Below are 17,684 nucleotides of genomic sequence, written 5' to 3' on the forward strand. Positions count from 1 at the left end.
TCGAGTGGCAACAGCAACGGCCCCATGACGATTTGCGTGCCGCCCTCGGCATCCGGCCCGGTTAGCGAGACGGTCAGGCGACCATGGGCCGGGATAGACCCATCGGGCAGCACAATGGGGCCGGTAACCCGGCGCGTCGTGATTGTCATTGTGACCTCAATTAGCTGATTGTGACGGTCTGGGGCCCGCTGACGGTGCCGGGGATGCCGGAACCGTTGACCGGCTCGATCCAGTAGCTGTGCGCGCCGGTGCCGGGGGCGGCATCAAGCCATTCGTCGGTGGCATTCGGCGCGCCATATTCCAGCCCGACAAGGCTCGCATCGCCCAAATCGGTGCTGTCGGTCGCGCGATAGATCCGCGCCGCCGCAAAATGGCTATCGTTCGGCGCGGTCCAAGACAGCGCCACGCTGGACCCGGATTGCATGGCGCTGAAATAGCCAAACCCGCCCGGGGGCAAAGTATTGGCCACCGCATCCACGCTTACCGGGGCCTCGGGGGCCCAATCGGAAAGCCGCCCCGCCACGGTGACATTGCGCACCTGCGCCTCATAGGTGGCCCCATCGACCAGCCCTGTGTCGAGATAGCTCGACTGCCCGGCCACCATTGTGAGCTCATACCAATCGCCGCCATCGCGCCGGATGCGCAGCCGCTGTTTCAGATCCTCGGTTTGCGCGGGCCACGTCCACTCGATCTGCGCCACCCCGCCCGTGCCCTCGACCACCGCGCCGGTCAGCGATGCAGGCACGGGCACCGTGCCATCCTCTGCAATCGTGGCGCGCACCGGGCGCGGCGGCTCCAAGGTCAGCGCATCGGGGGCAAAATCAGCCGCGTCAACGCTTACGGCCTCAAGGCTCCAGCTGTGCGAGCCCGCATTGCGCGCCAGCGTGGCCACCTCGAACACGGCATCAAGGCCCAGCTCCGAAAGCTGCACCCGCACGAACCGATGCCCCATCAGCTCGCGCCCGATGAACTTGAGGGTGCCGCTCAGCCGCCATTCCGGCTTGCTCGCCTTGGCCCACCGATAGGCGCAGCGCCATGCCTGATTGTGCGAGGTGATGCCGTAGCACTCTTGCTCAGATCGCCCGCCAGCCGGGTTGCTGCCCACGACAACCGCGCCGGTTACTTCCTCGGCGTAATCGCGGGCGGGCTCGACGTAGCGATAGGCGAAGCTGTAAACATCATCTGGCCCCGTGGCTTTGTGCTTGAGGCTGACCGCCGCGAAATCGGCATCGGTGAGCGTCAGCGGCGGCTCTTCGTAATGGCCGACCTTGAAGCCAAGCTTGCCATCGGTGCGCTCATAAAAAAAGGCATCGCAGCACATCGTCAGATGCGCCCGCACATCCTCCCAGGTCATATCCGTGCGCAGCACCGTGTTGATGGTCCAGCGCGGTTGCGTCCCGCCGTCGCGGTTCGTGACCGGCGCATCACTGATATCGGCCTGTGCCGCGACCTCATCCCAATCGACCGCCTTGCCATACCAGCGCGTCGCCACATCGGCGATCACCAGCGCGGCGTTATTGGTCCAGCCGGTCGTGCCGGTGCGCGGATCATAGATGCGGTTTTCGCCGCGCAGCACCGGGGCATAGGCCCATTCCCGGCCTCTCGGATAGACCTTTGAAAACTCGCTATCCGCCACCCGCTCTGCGTAAAGCGCGGCATAGGCGAGGCCGGGGTAATAATCAGCCGCCGTGACCTCGGGGAATAGCGCGTCCCAAATTGCGTCCGGCGCGGTTTGCGTGCCGTCATAGAGGCGGATCTTGCAGCGCCCGTTGATCGGGTCGGTTGTCACCACGCCCGCTTCGTCTGTTTCCACCTCCCATGTATAAAGATAATGCGCGATCACGCCTTCAATGGGGTGCGCGGCCAAGATCACGCCGTAATGGCGGCGCGCCTTTGCGACCATCCCCTCCGATGCGGCCCCGTCTTGCGAAAAGGCGCTCAGCGCAAAAGCGCCGCCCTTACGCACCTCCCCATAGGCCATCTCCACGAAAGAAAGGTCCTGCGCATAGTTTGTCATCACCTCAAGCGGCGCGACTTTCGGCTTCGGCGCCAGAGATTGCGCAATGGCAGAGAGGCCAACCGAGAACAGCACGCGCCCAAGGAACGTGCCACCGAAGGCTGCAAGCCCTGCGCCAATCGATGCCCCGGTTGCCCATGCACCAGTGATGCCCGCGCCAGCCACGACGCCCGTGGAAAGGCCGGTCCAGATGCCAGACAAAAAGGCCCCAACCGGCCCGGCCTGCGCAGACGTGCTAAGGCAGGTCGTGCCAAGGATTGCGGCGTAAATCAGCTTTCGCAATAACCCGTCTCCCATGCCGCGATGACCTTCGGGCGCGTAATGCCCAGAACGCCGTGATCCTGCGTTTTGACCGCCCATTTATCGCCCAGGAACAGCGCGCCATGCGGGCGCGGCCCGCCTTGCTCCATGACGAAGATCAGCCCCACATCGCCCGCGACCGGCGCCGTGGTGCGCCGCAGCCCACAGCGCGCCATCCGCGGGGCCACACTGGCCAGCGGATCGGTAAAGAACCGCCACGCCCGCTGCGCCTCGCCCGCCGTGGCATAGGTGTGCCGGATATCTTCGGCAGGATCGGCGCCGGTCATCCGGGCGACCCAATCGGCGGGCAGCGTGATGCAGTCGGCCACGCCCCATTGGTGCGGGGTCGCAAGCCAGCGGTTCACCTCTGCATAGAGTGGCGTCATCCGAACAGCTTCTCTTCTTGGTAGGTGTCGGTTGGCATCAGCCGCAGCGAGGTATTGGCCGCCCCGATCAGGGCCGAATGATCGTTGCTCGTATATTGCCACCCCGGCGCGCTGTTGCGCCCGGTAAAGGGCCCCTCGAAATTGAGCGTGATCGCGCGCTCCATCGTGCCAGACAGGTCAAAATCGATGCTGGTCGCGGTGCGCGTCATCAGCCGCATCGGGGCCAAGGTCGGCGCATAGAATTCTTCCATGCTGAGCAGCGGTTGATCCCAGAAGATGATCTCCCGCCCGCGCACATAGTCCGACCCAAGCGCACGCACCTCGGCCACCAGATCGGCCCCGGAAGGGTCAGGGATAAAGGCCAGCGTCAAAGACCCGCTCGGCGCCTCGCCTTGGATCGAGGCCTTCAGCTCCGAGCCGGTGATCAGCCGCGAGCCTATCCACTGGTGACCATCCACATCGGTGAAGATGCCATCCGTCCCGGCCAGAAACCGAAACACCCCGTCCGGCGTGTCGATGCTGATCAGATCAAGCACCGCCACCACATCCGCGCGCGGATCGAACGTCATGGCCGGGTGATCCATTCGACCAGGTCAAGGGTGGGCCGGGCCACACGGTCGAGCCCATAGCCCACCTGCCCCGTCGCATCATCCGTGGCCCGAAACAGCCCGCGCGCGATGCAGTCGATTGGGCCACCTGCCGGGATTGTGCGCCGCAGCTGCGCCACCTCAAGCACCGTGGCCGCGCCCGTTCCGCTGCGCCCCGTCACCGCGAAGGGCCAATCGTTATGGCTCAGATAGGCGCCCACCTTGATCGGGGCGGGAAGCGCGCGTTCGTCCACCGTGATCGAGGTTGCCCCCGCTGCGGCCCCAGCCGCACAGATCACCTGCGGGCGCGCCTCGGAGTAAAAGCCGCGCTGATAGTCCGCCCAATCGGCCCGCCAGCCCTGGCGCGGCACCGCCTGCGCCACCGGGTCAAGCATCCGCACCCGGTAAACATTGGCCCGGCCCGCGCCCTTGGTCATCAGCGCCCGCCAGGCCGGGATCATCTGCGGCGGCAACACCAAAGGCGCCGCCCCGACAAAGCGCGGGAAACGGTTCAGAATGGCCTGATCCGCCCCATTCAGCCCGGAAAGCGCGCCCTGCCCGCGCCAGTCGATGCGCCAGTTGACCTCTGTCACCCGCCAAAACAGCAGCGGAATGTCGATGATGCTGTTCATCGCGTGCCCCGCATCTGCATATCGCGGATCGCGCCCGGCATGGCGCGCTGCTGCGCCATCGCCACTTGGGCGTCATTCGCCGAAGACACCTGCGAAACGCGGGCGTCGAAATAGGGCGAGGCTTGGACGTGGACGACAACGGGCTGCGGCTGGGCCTGCGAAACAGCCGCGCGCACTCCAAGCTTCCCACCGATCCGCGTCAGCGGCATGATCGCTTCGGGCCCAGCCTCGCCCATAAGGCCGGTCCCATCAGCCATCGGGAAGAAAGTCGGGCTGCTCACCACGCCGCCATTCGCATAGGCTGTCAGGTGCCGCCCGCCCTCGAAGACATTCCCATCCGCCGAAGTCAGCAACCCACCAATCCACGACGAGAACCCGCTCATGCCAGGGATACCCATTATCGCCTTCGTGAACTGCACCCGGGCAATCTGCGCGATCAAATCCGCAACTGCCTCTTTGCCGGACTTGGAGCCATCGATAATTGACCCCCATAGATCATCCAGAGCACTTTGCCCGGTTTTCGCGATATCCTTCATGTTTTTGAGTTCGTCATTCGCATCGACATAGGCATCCACCAGCGCATCGATCTGCGCAGCCATTTCAGGGGTGACCTCAATCCCAGCCCGCTGTGCAGAGTTAAGGATCTTCTGCTTTTCGGAAATCGCTTCCAGCTCAGCGCGCAAGTCGCGCCCGCTGGCCGTGATTTCCTTCATGGCTGCAATTTGCTGATTGGCTGCATCCGTGTCTCCGATCAGCCTTTCAATCGCGCTTTCATAGGCATTTGCGCGCCCCTTGCTGCCGCTTTTGCCTGCGCGCGCCGCCGCCGCCTCTTCCTTGCGCCATTCGATGAGGCGCTGACGGTATTCCTCAGTCGCAACCGCCGCCCCAACGAAGGCGCGCCGCTGCGCCTCAATCTGCGCGGTTACCTCGGGCGGGGCATCGGATGGGATTGAGGTGGTGCTGTCAAACTGCTCCCGCGCCAATGCTGCTGCCCTGCCGCGCCAATCATCGCGGAAGTCGTAATTGATCTGCGCCTGTCGCAGACTCGAAATACCCTGCACCGCCAAATTCATCGCATTGGTCACTGCACGGCCAAGCTCATCGGCAAGGCGCTTCGCTTCATCTGCTGCTGGCGAAATGGCGCCCGCAATATCCGCCGCAGCAGCGCGCAGCGCCGCATCTTCGACATTCAGAAGCTGCTCAACCAGTTTCAGCGCTTCCTCATTGGCGCCATCCATATTACCGAGAACTTCCGAAAGGCGGTCGCGCAACTCCGCCGCCGCCGCCGCTTGAGCGCGCGGACCATCTGCATCGCGCAGCCGCAACATGGAGGCGACCAGTTTCCCCGCCTCTTCCTCGGTTGCGCCAAACATTTTTTGCACGGCGTTAAGATCAGCCTGATAGTTCTGCGACCGAGCCATGAACTCATCAAGCGCGAGCGCCCGGTCTTGCATTGCCTCGGTCATGTTGCCCGACATTTCAGCCGTGGCCAGCGACTCGATCTCGGCGCGCGCATCTTGCAATTGCCGCCCGAATGCCTCCCATTCATCGGCAGACTTTCCGGCAAGGTCACCAAGCTGCACCTTGCCAATCATATCGGCGGCGGCGGTCAATTCCCGAGCAAGGTTCACCCGCGCCAGCTCGCGCTGGATATCCAACATCTGCCTCGCCTGTGTGACCTGCTCAGGGCCAAACTGCTCCAGCAGATCGAACCGGCTCTGCTGCGCGGCCTTGGTCGCGGCCTCAAGATCGCCGAGCGCGGCAGCCAGCTTTTTGATCTGCTCCTCAGCCTCTTTGGCATTATTGGTGGCTGCAAAGAGAGCAGGCGCAAAAGACGCAGCAAGCGCGAAGGCCCCGCCAGCCAGAACCGGCGCCAGCCCCCCGAAAGAGCCCATGATGTCTGGCACCTGAATAACTGCTGCCTGCATCAGGTTCCCGGTGGCCGCGAATTGCTGCCCAACCTGATTGAACTGAAACGCCAGCATCCGCATTTGGTTTTGCACCTGAGCGGTCATGCCGCCAGACCTTGCTTCAAGCCCCTTAAAAGACTGCGCGATCTTGGCATTTGCCCGCACGAACGACTTGGTCGAGGCCGTTTCCATCTTCGCCATACGGCTTTCTATGCGGGCCACCTGCTGTAAAAGCTGTTTCTCAGTCAGCCCGACTGGAAGAACAAGGCCGTCAGTTTCCGCCATCACTCAACCCCGAGTTCGCGCAGCCGGTCGAGGCTGGCTGTCTGCTCCGATTTGACACCATGAAACGCCTTGAAGCCCTCAAAGCAGGCCCAGAACTCCCAGAAGCTCATGCGCTTGACCTGTTCAGGCGTGAAGCCCATTACGGCCCCGTTTCCATAGCAGGCGGCGAAGCTGATGCGCTCCGGCGCTTCCGGCCCGCCGCCGCCCGCTTTCCCGGCTTGTCATGATCCTTGCCCGCCAGCGCCGCAGTCAGCAGGCCGTAACAAACCATATTCAGCTGATCGCGCGAGCATTCGTCATGGCCTCGCAAAGCAAGCTTGCGCGCTTCTTCCGCATCCATACCGCCACCAATCAGGCCTAAGCGGATGCAGTTGATCACCTCTCGTGTCTTAACGGGGGCATGCGCAAGCGCGCCGCGCTCCACCCCTTGCGCCAGCCGATACCGAAAATCGGCAATTCCGGCGGGCGTCAGATCGTCAAGCGCCTCGCATTCCCCGATGCGCAGCAAAAAGGGGTGCTCACCGCACCCCCAATTGATCACCTTCGGCTCTGCCATCAGGATGCCATCGTCAGCGTGGGCGTCGTCGCAAAGTTGATTGTGATCGAAGCCGACACAACCTGACCCTTCGTGCGCGCCTCTCCAAGGGAAGCAATGATGATCGGGCCCTCCTCATACTGAATTTCGCCGCTGGCCGCGCCAAGGTTGCCAATCCGCGCAAGCATAGTGGTGCTGTCCCCGGCGTAGAATTTCGCCAGAAACTTCCCATAGCCAGCCTGTGTCCAGTTCCCGGTGCCGCTCACGGTCACCTTGAGGGATTGCACACGCTCTTCGACCGCATTCGGCTTGCTTTCATCGGCGCAATCCGAAACCGTTTCCACGGTTGAGGTATTCGAGGTGCGGTTGACTTCACACCCCATGATGACGCAATTGCGCGCCCAAGTGGTGCCATCATCATCCGAGAATTCGAGCACGAGCTCGTCGTATTCCTGATGCACAGGTGCCGTCATATCTGCCTCCTAGGCTGTTGAGAAAGCGGCCTCAGCCGCGCGTCTCCATCCCGAACGAGAGCTGGAGGATTCCGTGTGTTGTGACCCCGTCCGGGTCTTCGATGATGCGCTTGAACGGCTCGCCACGGCTGACGATCGGGTTTTCGACGGTCACCACAGCAAAGACCACGCGGGTCAGTTCATGCAGGATCTGCTTCGCATGCACGCGCCCGACGCGCCGCGACCAGACATCGAGCTGTAGGGTCACCGTTTCGATGCCAACGCAGCCAGTTTCGGTGCTTGTGTCTTCGGGACCGAATGTCACATAGCCCTGCGCGTCACCGAACGGATCGGCGGGCGGGCGGTCGTAAATATCCGCAATCAGAGCCATCAGCGACGAATCCGCGCGCACCGCTGCCACGATCGCGCCTTGCAATTCCAAGGCAGGTGCTGCCATCGTTGGTCCATCCCATTCCGGAGGTTGTCGTGAAGCCTATTCTTCTTGCGGCCCTGATCGCGGTGGTCAGCGCGCCTGTTTCGGCGCAACAAACAACTGTCGACCTTGCTCAGCAGATCTTGTCAGAGGGCCGCGTTTTAAGTTCCGCCAATATCTCAACCGGGCAGCCTTCGGATTATTCCACCTACCCAAGCGGGACGAGAAAGCATGAGTTATTCGTGTCCTATGAAGGGGCTATCTACCTTTGCTATCTCACCGGAAATGCCGATAATGGAACCGCACCTTGGCCAACTTGCTTTGGTCACCCCTAACCTTTCCAAACACGGCGGATGGCTCGCTTAATTGCGGCCCGGGCCGCTCGTTTTTGTAGGCGCTTGGCAGGACCAAAGAACGGATGCGCCGCGCGGGCCTTGGTGCCATATTCTTGGATCAAGGCGTTCTGAAACTCCCCGCCCGTCTTATTGGTCACAATGGTTGAGGCATCACCAGCCTTGAGCAAAACGCCCACAAAACCGCTTTCACCGCCGCCACCGGTTGCAATCGTGTCCGCATCCTCGACGCGGATCGAAGCAATAAGCTTGCCCTCTTCAGCTGGAGCGAAGCCCTTTGCCAGTTGCGCGATCTTCTCCCCCTCAACACGGGCCTGCACCTTCCCGGCCTCGATAGCCTTCGCCATGTGCGTATGCAGCTTGGCGCGGACGCGATCCATTCCCGGCATTAGACGGCACCCCCCGCCTCACACAGCATCTCGATCAGTTCCCGGCCATCCGCGACAGCGCAGATGCTGCGGATATTCCAAACCTGCCCGCGCGCGATGATGCGGTCGGCAGCGGTAATGGTGCGCGATCGCGAAGAGGCCCGCACGCAGATGGTCGCGGTGCGACTGGCTTCCAAACGGCCCGCTGCGACCACCTCCTTGCCGGGGGTCTCGCGGATGTCGGCCCAAAGCTTCATCGGCACGCCGGGGGCGACCTCCATATCAGCCCAGCCGGTCGTGACGTTGCCGTAGCCGTCATCGCCAGAGGTGGCGCGCTGGATGGTGATACGTGTATTCAAGCGAGCCACGGTCAAGCCCTCGCAAACACGCGCGGGCGCTTATAGACGCCCGACCGGATTAGGGCCCGCGCCCCAAAGGAAAGGCGCAGATCCCCCGAACCACCATCTGACCCAACGGAAATGCCCGCATCATACCATTCGCGGGCCACGAGCAAGATCGCCTGCGTCAGGGGCAGGATCGACGGGTCACCATCGGCTGCGCCAACGGTTGCCGTAACAGTGATCTCCATCTGGCCAACCAAATAGGGGAAAATCCCCGCCGCAAAGTCGATCTGCGGCTCATCATGCGCAAAGCGCAGGCGAAAACTCTCCATCCCCAGATCAATCGCCCCATCGCCAACGTCATAACTGACCTTGGAAATCGCACTGACCGGCGCACACGGAAACCACCACCGCGAAACCGGGCCGGGCAATCGCGCCGCGATCTCGACCTCGCGCACACCAAGCGGGCGGTTCGTCGCGCGCTCAACCACGGCCTGCGCCGCCGCAAGATAGGCCACCAGCGTGGCGTCATCTTCCGTCTCATCAAGCTGGGCATGCGTGGCCCGCTTGAAGTCATCCACGCCAACAATCGCCGGAACGGCCCCAATCACCCGCATGACGCGCCTCTTAGACCGTCACGCCCTGCACGGGCGGCGCACCGTCTTCGGCGTCGTCGTCGGGCTCCATCGCCACAGGTTCATCATCAGCCGCAACTTCGGCCTCCGCCGCAGACGCTTCGGCGACATTGTTTTCGGCAATGTCCTGCGCAGCATCAATCTGCGGCGCAACTTCCGACGCGGCCTCAGCGCCCTTATTGGCATTGAGGATTGCTTTCCCCTCGGCCACCAGCTGCGCCGCAACCAGCGGCGCAAAGCCCGCCACATCGCCCGCATTATAAGGCGGCGCCCCGCGCAAAAAGGTCACCGAAACGCGCTTTTCCTCGGCCTCGACCACGGCCTTCGTTTTCGAGGCCTTGAACGCCTCCGCAATACCATCGGCGATCATGGCCTTGGCGGCAGAGGCTTCAAACCCGGCCACATCGCCCACATTGTAAGGCGCAGCCGCCTTGATAAACTTCACGGTCACCAGCTTCGCCATATCGGCACCTTTCGCTCAAAAGGGGCGGCGCAGCCATCACCGCGCCGCCAGATCACCATTCAGCGCTTAGAGCGCCCAGCCGACGCCCTGCAGACCGGCAAGGGCCACATCATGCTCGGGCGCGAAATCATGTTCGGCGATGGCGCGCATCAGCGTCTGGTCATTGGCGAAGGCCGATTGCATCTGCCCACCGGCATCGAGATAGGCCGCTTCCGTCGATTGCGCGATCCGCAGCACCCCGCTTTCGCCGATCATCAGGTAGCTGAAATCGGCAAACATCACCTCGGTCTCGTCGGAATTGGTGCCCAAGTTGTTCGGCAATTGCGTCGTCGTGTAGATCGGGAAGCCCATCAGTTCTTCCTTGTCATCAATCGACGGATACATCTTGTTGCCATTGGCATCCTTGAGCGCGGCAAGGAAGTTCTTCGCCCCCGGGCGCATCACCCAGCCCGGCGCAACCATCAAGATATTGGCATCCTCGACCAGCGAGACGAGCTTGCGCAGCTTCTGGTCGATCACCAAAACATCGGTGCCCGCGACCGAGCCGATCCAGTGCCCACCAGGAATGAAGTTGCGCATGCCGGTCGGCGTGTCATTCGTGCCATCGCCGCGCAGGAAGGCCAGATCCTCGCGCGCGCCCATCACCTTCAGCAGGTCGTCACGCACCAGCACACCCATCTGGATCGAGGAGTAGGACAGCAGCGAATTGGAAATCGGCACCAATGCCCGCAGCTTCTTGAAGCTTTGATCGATGGAATCGAAGCTCGGGGCGCTGGCCAGCGGGGCGACGGTCTCGCCCCCATAGCCCGCGCTTGCGCTGCCCGTTTGGCGCGCTTTGCGCAATTGGCCCGCAGGCATCGGCACCGGACGCGCGCCCGCCCGGCGGACAACGACACGCGGGCGCAGCATCTCGATCAGATCACTGGCCAGCGGACGCGGCACGGTCACACCGCCCGCTGTGGAATCGGTCGCATTAAGCGCCGCCGCCACCTGCCCGAAGCCCGCCTTGTCGAGCTGCGCCACCGCGCGATCGAGATCGCCTTTTTGCGCGGCCAAGGCGCCAACGATCAGCCCCACTTCAACCCCTTTATGAGCCGGGTCTTTGGGCACAGCGGCCACAGTTTGGCCCGGTTCTGCATCGCCCGGCACCGCGGCTGCCGCCTTGGCAGCCTCGACCGCTTCGGCGCGCTTCACCTGCTTGTCCACCGCCTCGAAATCAGCCTGCGCCGCGGCAAATTCCGCCTCGGCCCCGGTGATCGCTTCGGCATCGGGCGCTTCCGCCGCTTCCAGCGCGGCCAGCGCCTCTGCCTTTTCGCCCATTTTATCCGCCGCCGCTTTCCGCGCGCGGCGCAAATCGTCGATGTTCTTCGCCATCGGAGTTCCTTTCAAATCAAACGCTGCGGCACCCGCGCGCACAGCCACAAATCCCGCGCCCGCCATCGCGCGCAGGTCACACCGCCAACCCGGTCAGTGAGATTTCAGAGTTGAGCGCGCGCCCGCGCCACCGCCGCCCGCGCCATTGCCCCGCGTGCACCTCCTGCGCGCCGGGGCGCCGGGGAGTGTTCCCCGATCACCCGTGCGTAGAAATCCGCACGCGTTTCGACCCCATCGGCCAAACCACGCGCCACCGCCTCGGCCCCATCGAAGACAGCGCCGCCATCGGCAGGATCATCCGTCACAGAAAGCTGTGCGGCCAATCCCTCAAGCGCGATGCCGCGCCCTTCGGCCACCGCCGCATGAAACCGCGCTTCACTTTCATCAAGGCTGCGGCGGATCTCGGCCTTACCTTCATCGGTCGAAGGGTCAGGCCATTTCGCGCGCGCATGGCTTGAAGTGAATTCGAAGATCTGCATGCCGCTGGATGCCCCCGGCGCAAGATAGGCCGATGTGGTCACGGCAACCCCAATCGACCCCACCGCCGCGCCGGGCGTCATCACCACTTCGCGCGCCTGAGACGCCAGCCAATACCCCGCAGACGCGGCAAGCGGGGCCGCAAGCGCATAGACCGGCTTCACAGCCGCCAAGGCCTTGATCGCCGCTGCCGCTTCCTCGACCCCAAGCGTGTAGCCACCGGGCGTATCAAATTCGAGAACCGCCGCCGAAACCGCATCATCAGCCGTCAATTCAGCACAGGCTTCCGAAATGCCGCGATAGGTGGCCCAGCCCAGGTAGCGCTCAAGCACAACCGAATTCGGCGTCAGCAGCCCGCGCACTGGCATGACCGCCACACCGCGCTCGATCGCATAGCGCGACCCGTCGCCAGCTGCTGCCACCTGCGCACCGGTTGCGGCTTCCGGCCACCCCATCGCCAAGAAATCGGCCGCATGCTCTTCGCACAAGGCAACCATCGCGGCGCTCGACAAAAGCACCTCTTGAACCGTCTTACCCATCTGCCCTCAGTCTCCGTCGCCCTGCGCACCGCTTTCTTTGCGGGTCATATTCGAGGGCGGATAAAGTTTTTCGCCGCCCTCAATCGCATCGAGGCCTTCGATCTCGCGCCCCTCGTTTGGCGTCAGGATCGGCCCGCCAACAGCTTTGGTGATCGCCTCATAGCGCTCTTTCGTCGTGGCCATCAAAAGCGCGTCATATTCATGGCGCAGGAACAGACCGGCCTGACGCTCGCCCGCTGTCAAAAGCCCCTGCCCCATTCCGGTTTCCAAGAACTTGCCCCAATGTGTCAGGCATTCGGCCTTGTAATCGATCGCCTGCTGTTCGCCGTTGGCCTTCACCCCATGTTCCAGCATCTGCAGCTTTGCGGGCGGCACCCGGTAAAGCGCTGCGATCTGTTCGCGGTCGAACTTCTGGCTGGACAATAATTCCAGATCCGCCGCCGACAGGCCCAGCGATTTAATGTCATCGCTTTGCCCCATGATCAAAACGCTATCGTCGGCATCCTCGGCCATCGCCGCCTTGAGACGTGCCCGAGACCGCTGCCAAGTTTCTTCATCCGCCCCAAAGTCTTCGAGCTTCGCGACCGCCTTGAACCCCTTTCCGCCTGCCAACCGCGCCGCCGCTTCTTGGCGTGCCAGCGCAATCCCCAGCGTTTCTGCGGCAACCTCGATCGGGCTGCGTCCGGTCCAGCCATCTTCCGCCATATAGCGCAGGTGCGCCATCACCCGGCCAGACACGCGGCGCTGGATTTGCGCGCCATCTTCGAATTCATAGAACCGCTCGCGCCCGACGCGCAAAACCTCGCAACGGTCGGGCCGGATCGTCTCGACCAGCACCAGCTCACCCGCCCCGTCGCGCGGCGCGAAAGCGAAAGATTTGCCTCGCAGGGTGAAGGCGTAGCCAATCGCAAAGCGCATCACATGGGCGGGCACACCAGGCGAAGCCTCGGAATTCAGAAGGTGATCGACCGGATGCTCGCGCACGCGCACCTCGCGCCCGGTCGCGTTGCGTTGATAAACGGCGAGCGGCAGCTTCGCCAAATCGCCCGCAATAACCGAACACGCGGCCACCACCGTGGCGTGCTTTTGCGCCAGTTCGGGCGTGACGCGCGGCAGGTTGCGAACACGGCTCGACCCTGAAACGCCGACCTCCTGCCAGCCTGCCTCAAAGGCTGGCGACAAAGCCCCCGCACTGGCCGATGCCGTCGCCACAAGCGGGGGCTCTCTGCGCGCCGTTTCCAACTGCGCGGCCCGCCCACGGCCAAAGATCCCCCGCAAGCTCATAGTGTTTCGATGCCTCGCCCCTGTTTGCGTTTGCGTTCGCCCGCTGTCGCCCGCCCCACCGCCATGATCATGGCCACCGCAGCGTCGATCCGACCGGTCGAGCGCTTCTTATTCGGCTTGATATTCTCAGCCGCATCTTCATCGCGATGCACGTTGCCCACCTGCCAGCCCAGAACCGGGTTGCCGCCATGGCGGAGCCTGTTTTGGGCGACCAGTTCTTCAACCCGCTTCATCGGGTTCGACATGCTGGCAAAGCCCTGCCGGTGCTCGACCATCGGCAACCGCTTCTTGGCCAAGCGGTCGGCCATGTATTTCATGCCCCAAGGGTCATAGGCGATTTCCTGCACCGCGAACTTCTTCGCGATCCAGCCGATCCGCGCCTCGATCTGCGCTTCATCAATGGCCCCGCCCGTGTGGACCTCAAGCCACCCCTGATCGCGCCACCCCACGTATTCACGCTTTTCCTTTTGCGCCCGCACGATGAAGCCCTTCGGCCCGGCAGGCAGGAAGGTATAAGCGACCAGATAGATCAGCCCATCCACCGGCACCGCCACCACGATGGCCGTGGTGTCGACCTTGTTCGAAAGGTCCACACCGACCCAGGCATCGCGCCCATAAAGCATGCGCACATCAAACGGTTCGGACGCCGCGCCTTGGTCCCAGACCTCGCGTGCGATCCACATCTGTTCGCCCTCGGTCCACAGATTGCAGTGGAACCGCTTGAAGTTCGGCAAGGTGGCCTGAATGGACGCGGCTTTCGACGCTGCCGCCTGCATCGCATCGAGCGGCTTTGAGACGCCCAGGTTCGGATTGCCCATCGGCCAGAACGCCGGATCGAACGGGTCGCAATCGGCAGGCGGCTCGGCCACGAAGCCGAAAAAGGAATCGTCCTCGATCGCGCCGCGCAGCACGTTTTCGGCATAGCCGCGCAACTCGCCACACAAAGATTGACGGTCATGGCCCGCCGTGGTGATCACCCAATCAATCGGCTGCGCCCGCGCGATCATCGACTCGACAATCGTTTCAGCCAGTTCCCGATCGGTCCAGCGGTGCATTTCATCGCGCGCCAGAAAGCTCGGGTTGATCCCGTCGCTCGAATCCCCGTCGCGCGACAAGCATTTGATCACCCCATCCACCCGCGGCGTCTGGATCTCGTGGCGCATTGGCTCCATGAGCTTGCCCAGAAAGGGCGAGCGCCTCACGATCCGGCCAACTTCCTTGAACAGAAGCCCGGCCTGATCGCGCGTCGTGGCCGCGCAAAAACCCTGCGGCGAGGCCTCGCCATCAAGCAATTGCGTGAACAGCATCGGCACCGCTGTATCGGTTGTCTTGCCGTTCTTCTTGCCGACCTGATGATAGGTCGAGCGGAACCGGCGCAATCCGGTCCCTTCACGCTTCCAGCCGAACACCGACCCATGCCGGAACACCTGCCACGGCTGCAATTCAAGGGGCTTGCCCGCCATCGGCCCGACCGTATGCTGCAACAGCCGGGCGAAATTGATCACCCGATCCGCCGCCGCGCAATCGAAGTAGAGGCCGCGCTCGGCGCCGGTTTGCAGATCCCGAAGATGCCGTTCACAGGCAAGCCGCACCAGCTCGCCCGCAACGATCCGCCCCTCGATCACATCCGTCGCATAGCGCGACACCGGATGATCAAGCGGATTTTCCATTCACCGCCCGCATCAGGTCTTCGAAAAGATCGCCCTGGTTGGCATTACCGAGCCGCTTTTCATCCACCGGCGACAAGCCAAACAAAGCGCCGAGCCGGATCATGCTTTCCAGCGTCGATTTGCGCAAATGCACCTCTGGGCGGGTGCGCTTCTGGTTGCCGTTGCGCCCCTGGCCGGTTTCATAGGTGACGCCGTTTTCACCGATGTCTTTCGTCATCGCGATGTAAACGGCGACCTCTTCGCAGTAGCTTGCAAACAGCTCGTGGAAATGCGGCTCAAGCCGCTTGAGCTTAACCAGCTGCGGCGCCAGCCGAAGCCAAACGTCGCGCGCATCCGGGCTCATAAAATCAAGCGGCGGTGGGACCGTGTCCTCGTCTCCCTTCATCGGGGTAACGACACTCAGCTTGCCCTTTGCTCCGCGCATATTCCGCCCTCGCTCTTACCCTCCATCAAGTGGGTTTTTCATCCCAATTCAGCGCCCGCGAAAAGAAAGGTACACACGCCGGTGCACAGGCTACCAGGCAGGTTTTCAGATACCCCCCCGGTCCCGGTTCTGTCAGGCCTTGCCGTGCCAAACCTCCCGCGCAGTCTTGCGCGAGTGGCATCGCTTACAAAGCGGCTGCCAGTTGCCCTTGTCCCAAAACTTTCGCGCATCGCCCATGTGCCGCTCGATGTGGTCAACCTCGGTCGCGGCTTCGACCACACCCAACGCGCCGCAATCGGCACAAAGCGGATGCGCCTTAAGGAATGCCGCCGACGCGCGCTTCCAGCGTGGATCGCTGTAAAGCGCATGCCAGCGCACCGCTTCGGCTTTGCGCAGATAGCTTGCCTTGCGTGCCTTGTCGCGCGCTTGATGCTCGGCACAGCGCGACCCTCCGGGCAGCGCCATTTCCTCGCATCCCGGTGCCGAACACAGCTTTCTTATCGCCATGGCCGCACCGCCAATGAAAAACGCCCGCAAGGCTTATCCAGCCTTCGGGCGCTATTCGTCATCTTGGTAAAATGGGTATCCATTCGCGATTTAACAGTCAAGCCCAAATCCGCATGCGCTCCAAAGCCGCTGCAAGCGCGCCCCGCACCGCCTCGATATTCTGCCCGCTTTTGGCCCAGCCATTGGCGAGCAACACATCGCCCAAACTCAAACCCGACACGCAAACCCCATCGACCAGAACCCGATCCGAGATCGTGCGCGCCGAACCGGTCGCGCCCGGCTTGGCCCGCTTGGAAGGCCTTACCCGGCGCACCGACAGCGCCGCCCCATCGCCAATTGCGATGCGCATCCGCCGCAGCCGTTCCGACGCTTGGCAATAGCGCTCGATCCATGCGACCTCTCCCCCGCCGCCTGCGCCCCCTATCCGGCCCTCAAGGCTCGACAGCTTGACCCCGCCTGCCGACACGAACTCGACGAGCGCCGCATAAGAGCGCCCCGCCGAAACCTGCCCCGGCGAAAACGGCACCTCACGCCCGGCGCGCAAAGCCGCGCGCTCCATCTTGTCGAACAGATCCGCGCGCCGCACCGCATCCCGGCCCCGATACCCAACCGGCTCAGCGCGCCAATCGGCTTCGCCCTTTGGCACCATCGCCTCGGGCTGAAACCGCATAGACGCACCACGCGCAGGCGCCGCGACGATCTCAGGCCCGCAGCTTGCTGGCGCTGCCGCCCGCGCCATCACATAAGCCTGCGAGAGTGTCTGCAGGCGCGCCAAACCCAAGACCGCCTCGATCCGGCCATCCACACGACGCCAGACATCCTCGCGGCGCAAACGCCGCTCCGACAAAGCCCATCGCACCACCGCCACCCAAGACTGGACCAAAGCCCGATCAGTGTCGGACAATGCCGCCAACAGATCGCGATCTGCCGCCCCGGCCACCTGCATCACTGCAATATACGCCAGCGCCTTCGCAGGCATCCGGCGCGCCCCTTGCCGCATCATCATGCTCATGCCGCACACCCCGCCGCGCCTTCGCCCGCGTCATCGGCCAGCATCGCCTCGGCCTGCGCCAGATCGGCGTGATAGCGGTTGAGCCACTCCAAATCCTCGCGCCGCAGCGACGTGCCCTTGTCGATCATCCGCCGCAACCCTTCCCGGCGCCGTGCATTGTCAGCGGCTTCCTCGCGCAGTTTCGACAGCATGTAGCGACCCGGCGGCGGGCCGAGCCGCTTTGCCATTCGCATCAGCTCGACCAAATACCCGCCATCGCGTGCGGCGCGCCCCATGGCCGATCGCATCAACGAACCGACATAATCGCTTTCGCTGGGCGGCGGCACCTGCAGCCCATAGCCCCAGCTCAAGATCAGCGCGGTTTCCGGCCAAACCCCGCGCGCTTGTTTCAATGCCAGCTCGCACAAGCCGCGCAGGTTTGCCTCGCTCATATAGGCCAGTTTCCGCGCGATCCGCGCCGCTTCGCGCTCTTGTGCCTCTGCCGTCACCCCACGCCGCCGCTTGAGCCCAGCCATCGGCTCAAGCAACACCCCCCGCACCCGCGCCTCGCTGCGCCCTTGTTCCTGCCCCATCGGCCTTCCCTCTTCTTTGCAATCTTGCGACCTATCCAAAGGCGACCCGGTCGTTTCTGTTGCCGGGTGTGTTGTTTCTTTTGTTATTGTTTTCTTTCTTTTCTTATTGGGGGTAACTGTTACCCACG

22 protein-coding genes are annotated in these 17,684 nt (G+C 63.2%); 1 reads left to right on the plus strand and 21 read right to left on the minus strand.

Annotated elements, in window-relative coordinates; genetic code table 11:
• Positions 1-160: 160 nt before the first annotated feature.
• Genes CKO11_RS12325 through CKO11_RS12365 form a run of 9 tightly spaced genes read right to left on the minus strand, consistent with a single transcriptional unit; the run spans position 161 to position 7,561 of the window.
• Entirely contained in the window at positions 161-2,299 is a 2,139-nt protein-coding gene (locus CKO11_RS12325; protein ID WP_223639191.1) for a fibronectin type III domain-containing protein, read from the minus strand.
• Complete coding sequence (locus tag CKO11_RS12330) at positions 2,287-2,703, minus strand: DUF6950 family protein (protein WP_223639193.1); 417 nt, start codon at positions 2,701-2,703, stop codon at positions 2,287-2,289. The genes CKO11_RS12325 and CKO11_RS12330 overlap by 13 nt, the downstream gene beginning before the upstream one ends.
• Positions 2,700-3,272, minus strand: a complete 573-nt coding sequence (locus CKO11_RS12335; RefSeq protein ID WP_223639196.1) for a hypothetical protein — start codon at positions 3,270-3,272, stop codon at positions 2,700-2,702. The genes CKO11_RS12330 and CKO11_RS12335 overlap by 4 nt, the downstream gene beginning before the upstream one ends.
• The gene (locus CKO11_RS12340; protein ID WP_223639200.1) at positions 3,269-3,922 is read right to left on the minus strand and encodes a hypothetical protein; all 654 of its coding nucleotides are present in this window, start codon (positions 3,920-3,922) and stop codon (positions 3,269-3,271) included. Before CKO11_RS12340 ends, CKO11_RS12335 begins: the two co-directional genes overlap by 4 nt.
• Entirely contained in the window at positions 3,919-6,117 is a 2,199-nt protein-coding gene (locus CKO11_RS12345; RefSeq protein ID WP_223639203.1) for a phage tail tape measure protein, read from the minus strand. Before CKO11_RS12345 ends, CKO11_RS12340 begins: the two co-directional genes overlap by 4 nt.
• Positions 6,117-6,257, minus strand: coding sequence for a hypothetical protein (locus CKO11_RS12350; protein ID WP_223639206.1), 141 nt, complete (start codon positions 6,255-6,257; stop codon positions 6,117-6,119). Before CKO11_RS12350 ends, CKO11_RS12345 begins: the two co-directional genes overlap by 1 nt.
• Complete coding sequence (locus CKO11_RS12355) at positions 6,257-6,673, minus strand: GTA-gp10 family protein (protein WP_223639208.1); 417 nt, start codon at positions 6,671-6,673, stop codon at positions 6,257-6,259. The genes CKO11_RS12350 and CKO11_RS12355 overlap by 1 nt, the downstream gene beginning before the upstream one ends.
• On the minus strand, positions 6,673-7,125 hold the full coding sequence (locus tag CKO11_RS12360) for a phage tail tube protein (RefSeq protein ID WP_223639210.1): 453 nt from the start codon (positions 7,123-7,125) through the stop codon (positions 6,673-6,675). Before CKO11_RS12360 ends, CKO11_RS12355 begins: the two co-directional genes overlap by 1 nt.
• Before the next feature lie 31 nt (positions 7,126-7,156).
• A complete protein-coding gene (locus CKO11_RS12365) occupies positions 7,157-7,561 on the minus strand; it encodes a DUF3168 domain-containing protein (protein WP_223639212.1) in 405 nt (134 codons plus the stop codon).
• Positions 7,562-7,590: 29 nt separating this feature from the next.
• On the opposite strand from CKO11_RS12365, the gene CKO11_RS12370 reads away from it, so the two are divergent.
• Positions 7,591-7,872: a hypothetical protein gene (locus CKO11_RS12370; RefSeq protein ID WP_223639213.1), complete on the plus strand. Its 282-nt coding sequence runs from the start codon at positions 7,591-7,593 to the stop codon at positions 7,870-7,872.
• Here CKO11_RS12370 and CKO11_RS12375 read toward each other — a convergent pair.
• The 12 genes from CKO11_RS12375 to CKO11_RS12430 form a co-directional block, all read right to left on the minus strand.
• Positions 7,869-8,270 carry a hypothetical protein gene (locus CKO11_RS12375; protein WP_223639215.1) on the minus strand — a complete coding sequence of 134 codons (402 nt, stop codon included), beginning with the start codon at positions 8,268-8,270 and terminating at the stop codon, positions 7,869-7,871. The two genes, CKO11_RS12370 and CKO11_RS12375, sit on opposite strands and share 4 nt — an antisense overlap.
• Before the next feature lie 8 nt (positions 8,271-8,278).
• Positions 8,279-8,626 carry a phage head closure protein gene (locus tag CKO11_RS12380; protein WP_223639217.1) on the minus strand — a complete coding sequence of 116 codons (348 nt, stop codon included), beginning with the start codon at positions 8,624-8,626 and terminating at the stop codon, positions 8,279-8,281.
• 2 nt (positions 8,627-8,628) lie between these two features.
• Positions 8,629-9,216: a hypothetical protein gene (locus CKO11_RS12385; RefSeq protein WP_223639219.1), complete on the minus strand. Its 588-nt coding sequence runs from the start codon at positions 9,214-9,216 to the stop codon at positions 8,629-8,631.
• Between the two features lie 10 nt (positions 9,217-9,226).
• Complete coding sequence (locus tag CKO11_RS12390) at positions 9,227-9,697, minus strand: hypothetical protein (RefSeq protein ID WP_223639221.1); 471 nt, start codon at positions 9,695-9,697, stop codon at positions 9,227-9,229.
• Between the two features lie 66 nt (positions 9,698-9,763).
• A complete protein-coding gene (locus CKO11_RS12395) occupies positions 9,764-11,071 on the minus strand; it encodes a phage major capsid protein (RefSeq protein WP_223639224.1) in 1,308 nt (435 codons plus the stop codon).
• A 104-nt stretch (positions 11,072-11,175) separates the two neighbouring features.
• On the minus strand, positions 11,176-12,087 hold the full coding sequence (locus tag CKO11_RS12400) for a S49 family peptidase (RefSeq protein WP_223639227.1): 912 nt from the start codon (positions 12,085-12,087) through the stop codon (positions 11,176-11,178).
• A gap of 6 nt (positions 12,088-12,093) precedes the next feature.
• A complete protein-coding gene (locus tag CKO11_RS12405; RefSeq protein WP_223639231.1) occupies positions 12,094-13,371 on the minus strand; it encodes a phage portal protein in 1,278 nt (425 codons plus the stop codon).
• Complete coding sequence (locus CKO11_RS12410) at positions 13,368-15,041, minus strand: terminase large subunit (RefSeq protein WP_223639234.1); 1,674 nt, start codon at positions 15,039-15,041, stop codon at positions 13,368-13,370. The genes CKO11_RS12405 and CKO11_RS12410 overlap by 4 nt, the downstream gene beginning before the upstream one ends.
• Positions 15,025-15,465 carry a phage terminase small subunit P27 family gene (locus tag CKO11_RS12415; RefSeq protein WP_223639235.1) on the minus strand — a complete coding sequence of 147 codons (441 nt, stop codon included), beginning with the start codon at positions 15,463-15,465 and terminating at the stop codon, positions 15,025-15,027. The genes CKO11_RS12410 and CKO11_RS12415 overlap by 17 nt, the downstream gene beginning before the upstream one ends.
• Positions 15,466-15,597: 132 nt before the next feature.
• A complete protein-coding gene (locus CKO11_RS12420; RefSeq protein ID WP_223639237.1) occupies positions 15,598-15,930 on the minus strand; it encodes an HNH endonuclease signature motif containing protein in 333 nt (110 codons plus the stop codon).
• Between the two features lie 139 nt (positions 15,931-16,069).
• Entirely contained in the window at positions 16,070-16,984 is a 915-nt protein-coding gene (locus CKO11_RS12425) for a hypothetical protein (protein WP_223639239.1), read from the minus strand.
• Positions 16,981-17,556 carry a hypothetical protein gene (locus CKO11_RS12430; protein ID WP_223639241.1) on the minus strand — a complete coding sequence of 192 codons (576 nt, stop codon included), beginning with the start codon at positions 17,554-17,556 and terminating at the stop codon, positions 16,981-16,983. Before CKO11_RS12430 ends, CKO11_RS12425 begins: the two co-directional genes overlap by 4 nt.
• Positions 17,557-17,684: the final 128 nt, after the last annotated feature.

It is taken from the genome of Rhodobacter sp. TJ_12 (assembly GCF_020023995.1).
Taxonomy (GTDB): Bacteria; Pseudomonadota; Alphaproteobacteria; order Rhodobacterales; family Rhodobacteraceae; genus Rhodobacter.

What these genes read in the sequence shown, in the direction of transcription:
- CKO11_RS12330 (WP_223639193.1), bottom strand. Translation starts at nt 2,703, where the DNA reads ATGACGCCACTCTATGCAGAGGTGAACCGCTGGCTTGCGACCCCGCAC.
- CKO11_RS12335 (WP_223639196.1), bottom strand. Translation starts at nt 3,272, where the DNA reads ATGACGTTCGATCCGCGCGCGGATGTGGTGGCGGTGCTTGATCTGATC.
- CKO11_RS12340 (WP_223639200.1), bottom strand. Translation starts at nt 3,922, where the DNA reads ATGAACAGCATCATCGACATTCCGCTGCTGTTTTGGCGGGTGACAGAG.
- CKO11_RS12345 (WP_223639203.1), bottom strand. Translation starts at nt 6,117, where the DNA reads ATGGCGGAAACTGACGGCCTTGTTCTTCCAGTCGGGCTGACTGAGAAA.
- CKO11_RS12350 (WP_223639206.1), bottom strand. Translation starts at nt 6,257, where the DNA reads ATGGGCTTCACGCCTGAACAGGTCAAGCGCATGAGCTTCTGGGAGTTC.
- CKO11_RS12355 (WP_223639208.1), bottom strand. Translation starts at nt 6,673, where the DNA reads ATGGCAGAGCCGAAGGTGATCAATTGGGGGTGCGGTGAGCACCCCTTT.
- CKO11_RS12360 (WP_223639210.1), bottom strand. Translation starts at nt 7,125, where the DNA reads ATGACGGCACCTGTGCATCAGGAATACGACGAGCTCGTGCTCGAATTC.
- CKO11_RS12365 (WP_223639212.1), bottom strand. Translation starts at nt 7,561, where the DNA reads ATGGCAGCACCTGCCTTGGAATTGCAAGGCGCGATCGTGGCAGCGGTG.
- CKO11_RS12375 (WP_223639215.1), bottom strand. Translation starts at nt 8,270, where the DNA reads ATGGATCGCGTCCGCGCCAAGCTGCATACGCACATGGCGAAGGCTATC.
- CKO11_RS12385 (WP_223639219.1), bottom strand. Translation starts at nt 9,216, where the DNA reads ATGCGGGTGATTGGGGCCGTTCCGGCGATTGTTGGCGTGGATGACTTC.
- CKO11_RS12390 (WP_223639221.1), bottom strand. Translation starts at nt 9,697, where the DNA reads ATGGCGAAGCTGGTGACCGTGAAGTTTATCAAGGCGGCTGCGCCTTAC.
- CKO11_RS12395 (WP_223639224.1), bottom strand. Translation starts at nt 11,071, where the DNA reads ATGGCGAAGAACATCGACGATTTGCGCCGCGCGCGGAAAGCGGCGGCG.
- CKO11_RS12400 (WP_223639227.1), bottom strand. Translation starts at nt 12,087, where the DNA reads ATGGGTAAGACGGTTCAAGAGGTGCTTTTGTCGAGCGCCGCGATGGTT.
- CKO11_RS12405 (WP_223639231.1), bottom strand. Translation starts at nt 13,371, where the DNA reads ATGAGCTTGCGGGGGATCTTTGGCCGTGGGCGGGCCGCGCAGTTGGAA.
- CKO11_RS12410 (WP_223639234.1), bottom strand. Translation starts at nt 15,041, where the DNA reads ATGGAAAATCCGCTTGATCATCCGGTGTCGCGCTATGCGACGGATGTG.
- CKO11_RS12415 (WP_223639235.1), bottom strand. Translation starts at nt 15,465, where the DNA reads ATGCGCGGAGCAAAGGGCAAGCTGAGTGTCGTTACCCCGATGAAGGGA.
- CKO11_RS12420 (WP_223639237.1), bottom strand. Translation starts at nt 15,930, where the DNA reads ATGGCGCTGCCCGGAGGGTCGCGCTGTGCCGAGCATCAAGCGCGCGAC.
- CKO11_RS12425 (WP_223639239.1), bottom strand. Translation starts at nt 16,984, where the DNA reads ATGAGCATGATGATGCGGCAAGGGGCGCGCCGGATGCCTGCGAAGGCG.
- CKO11_RS12430 (WP_223639241.1), bottom strand. Translation starts at nt 17,556, where the DNA reads ATGGGGCAGGAACAAGGGCGCAGCGAGGCGCGGGTGCGGGGGGTGTTG.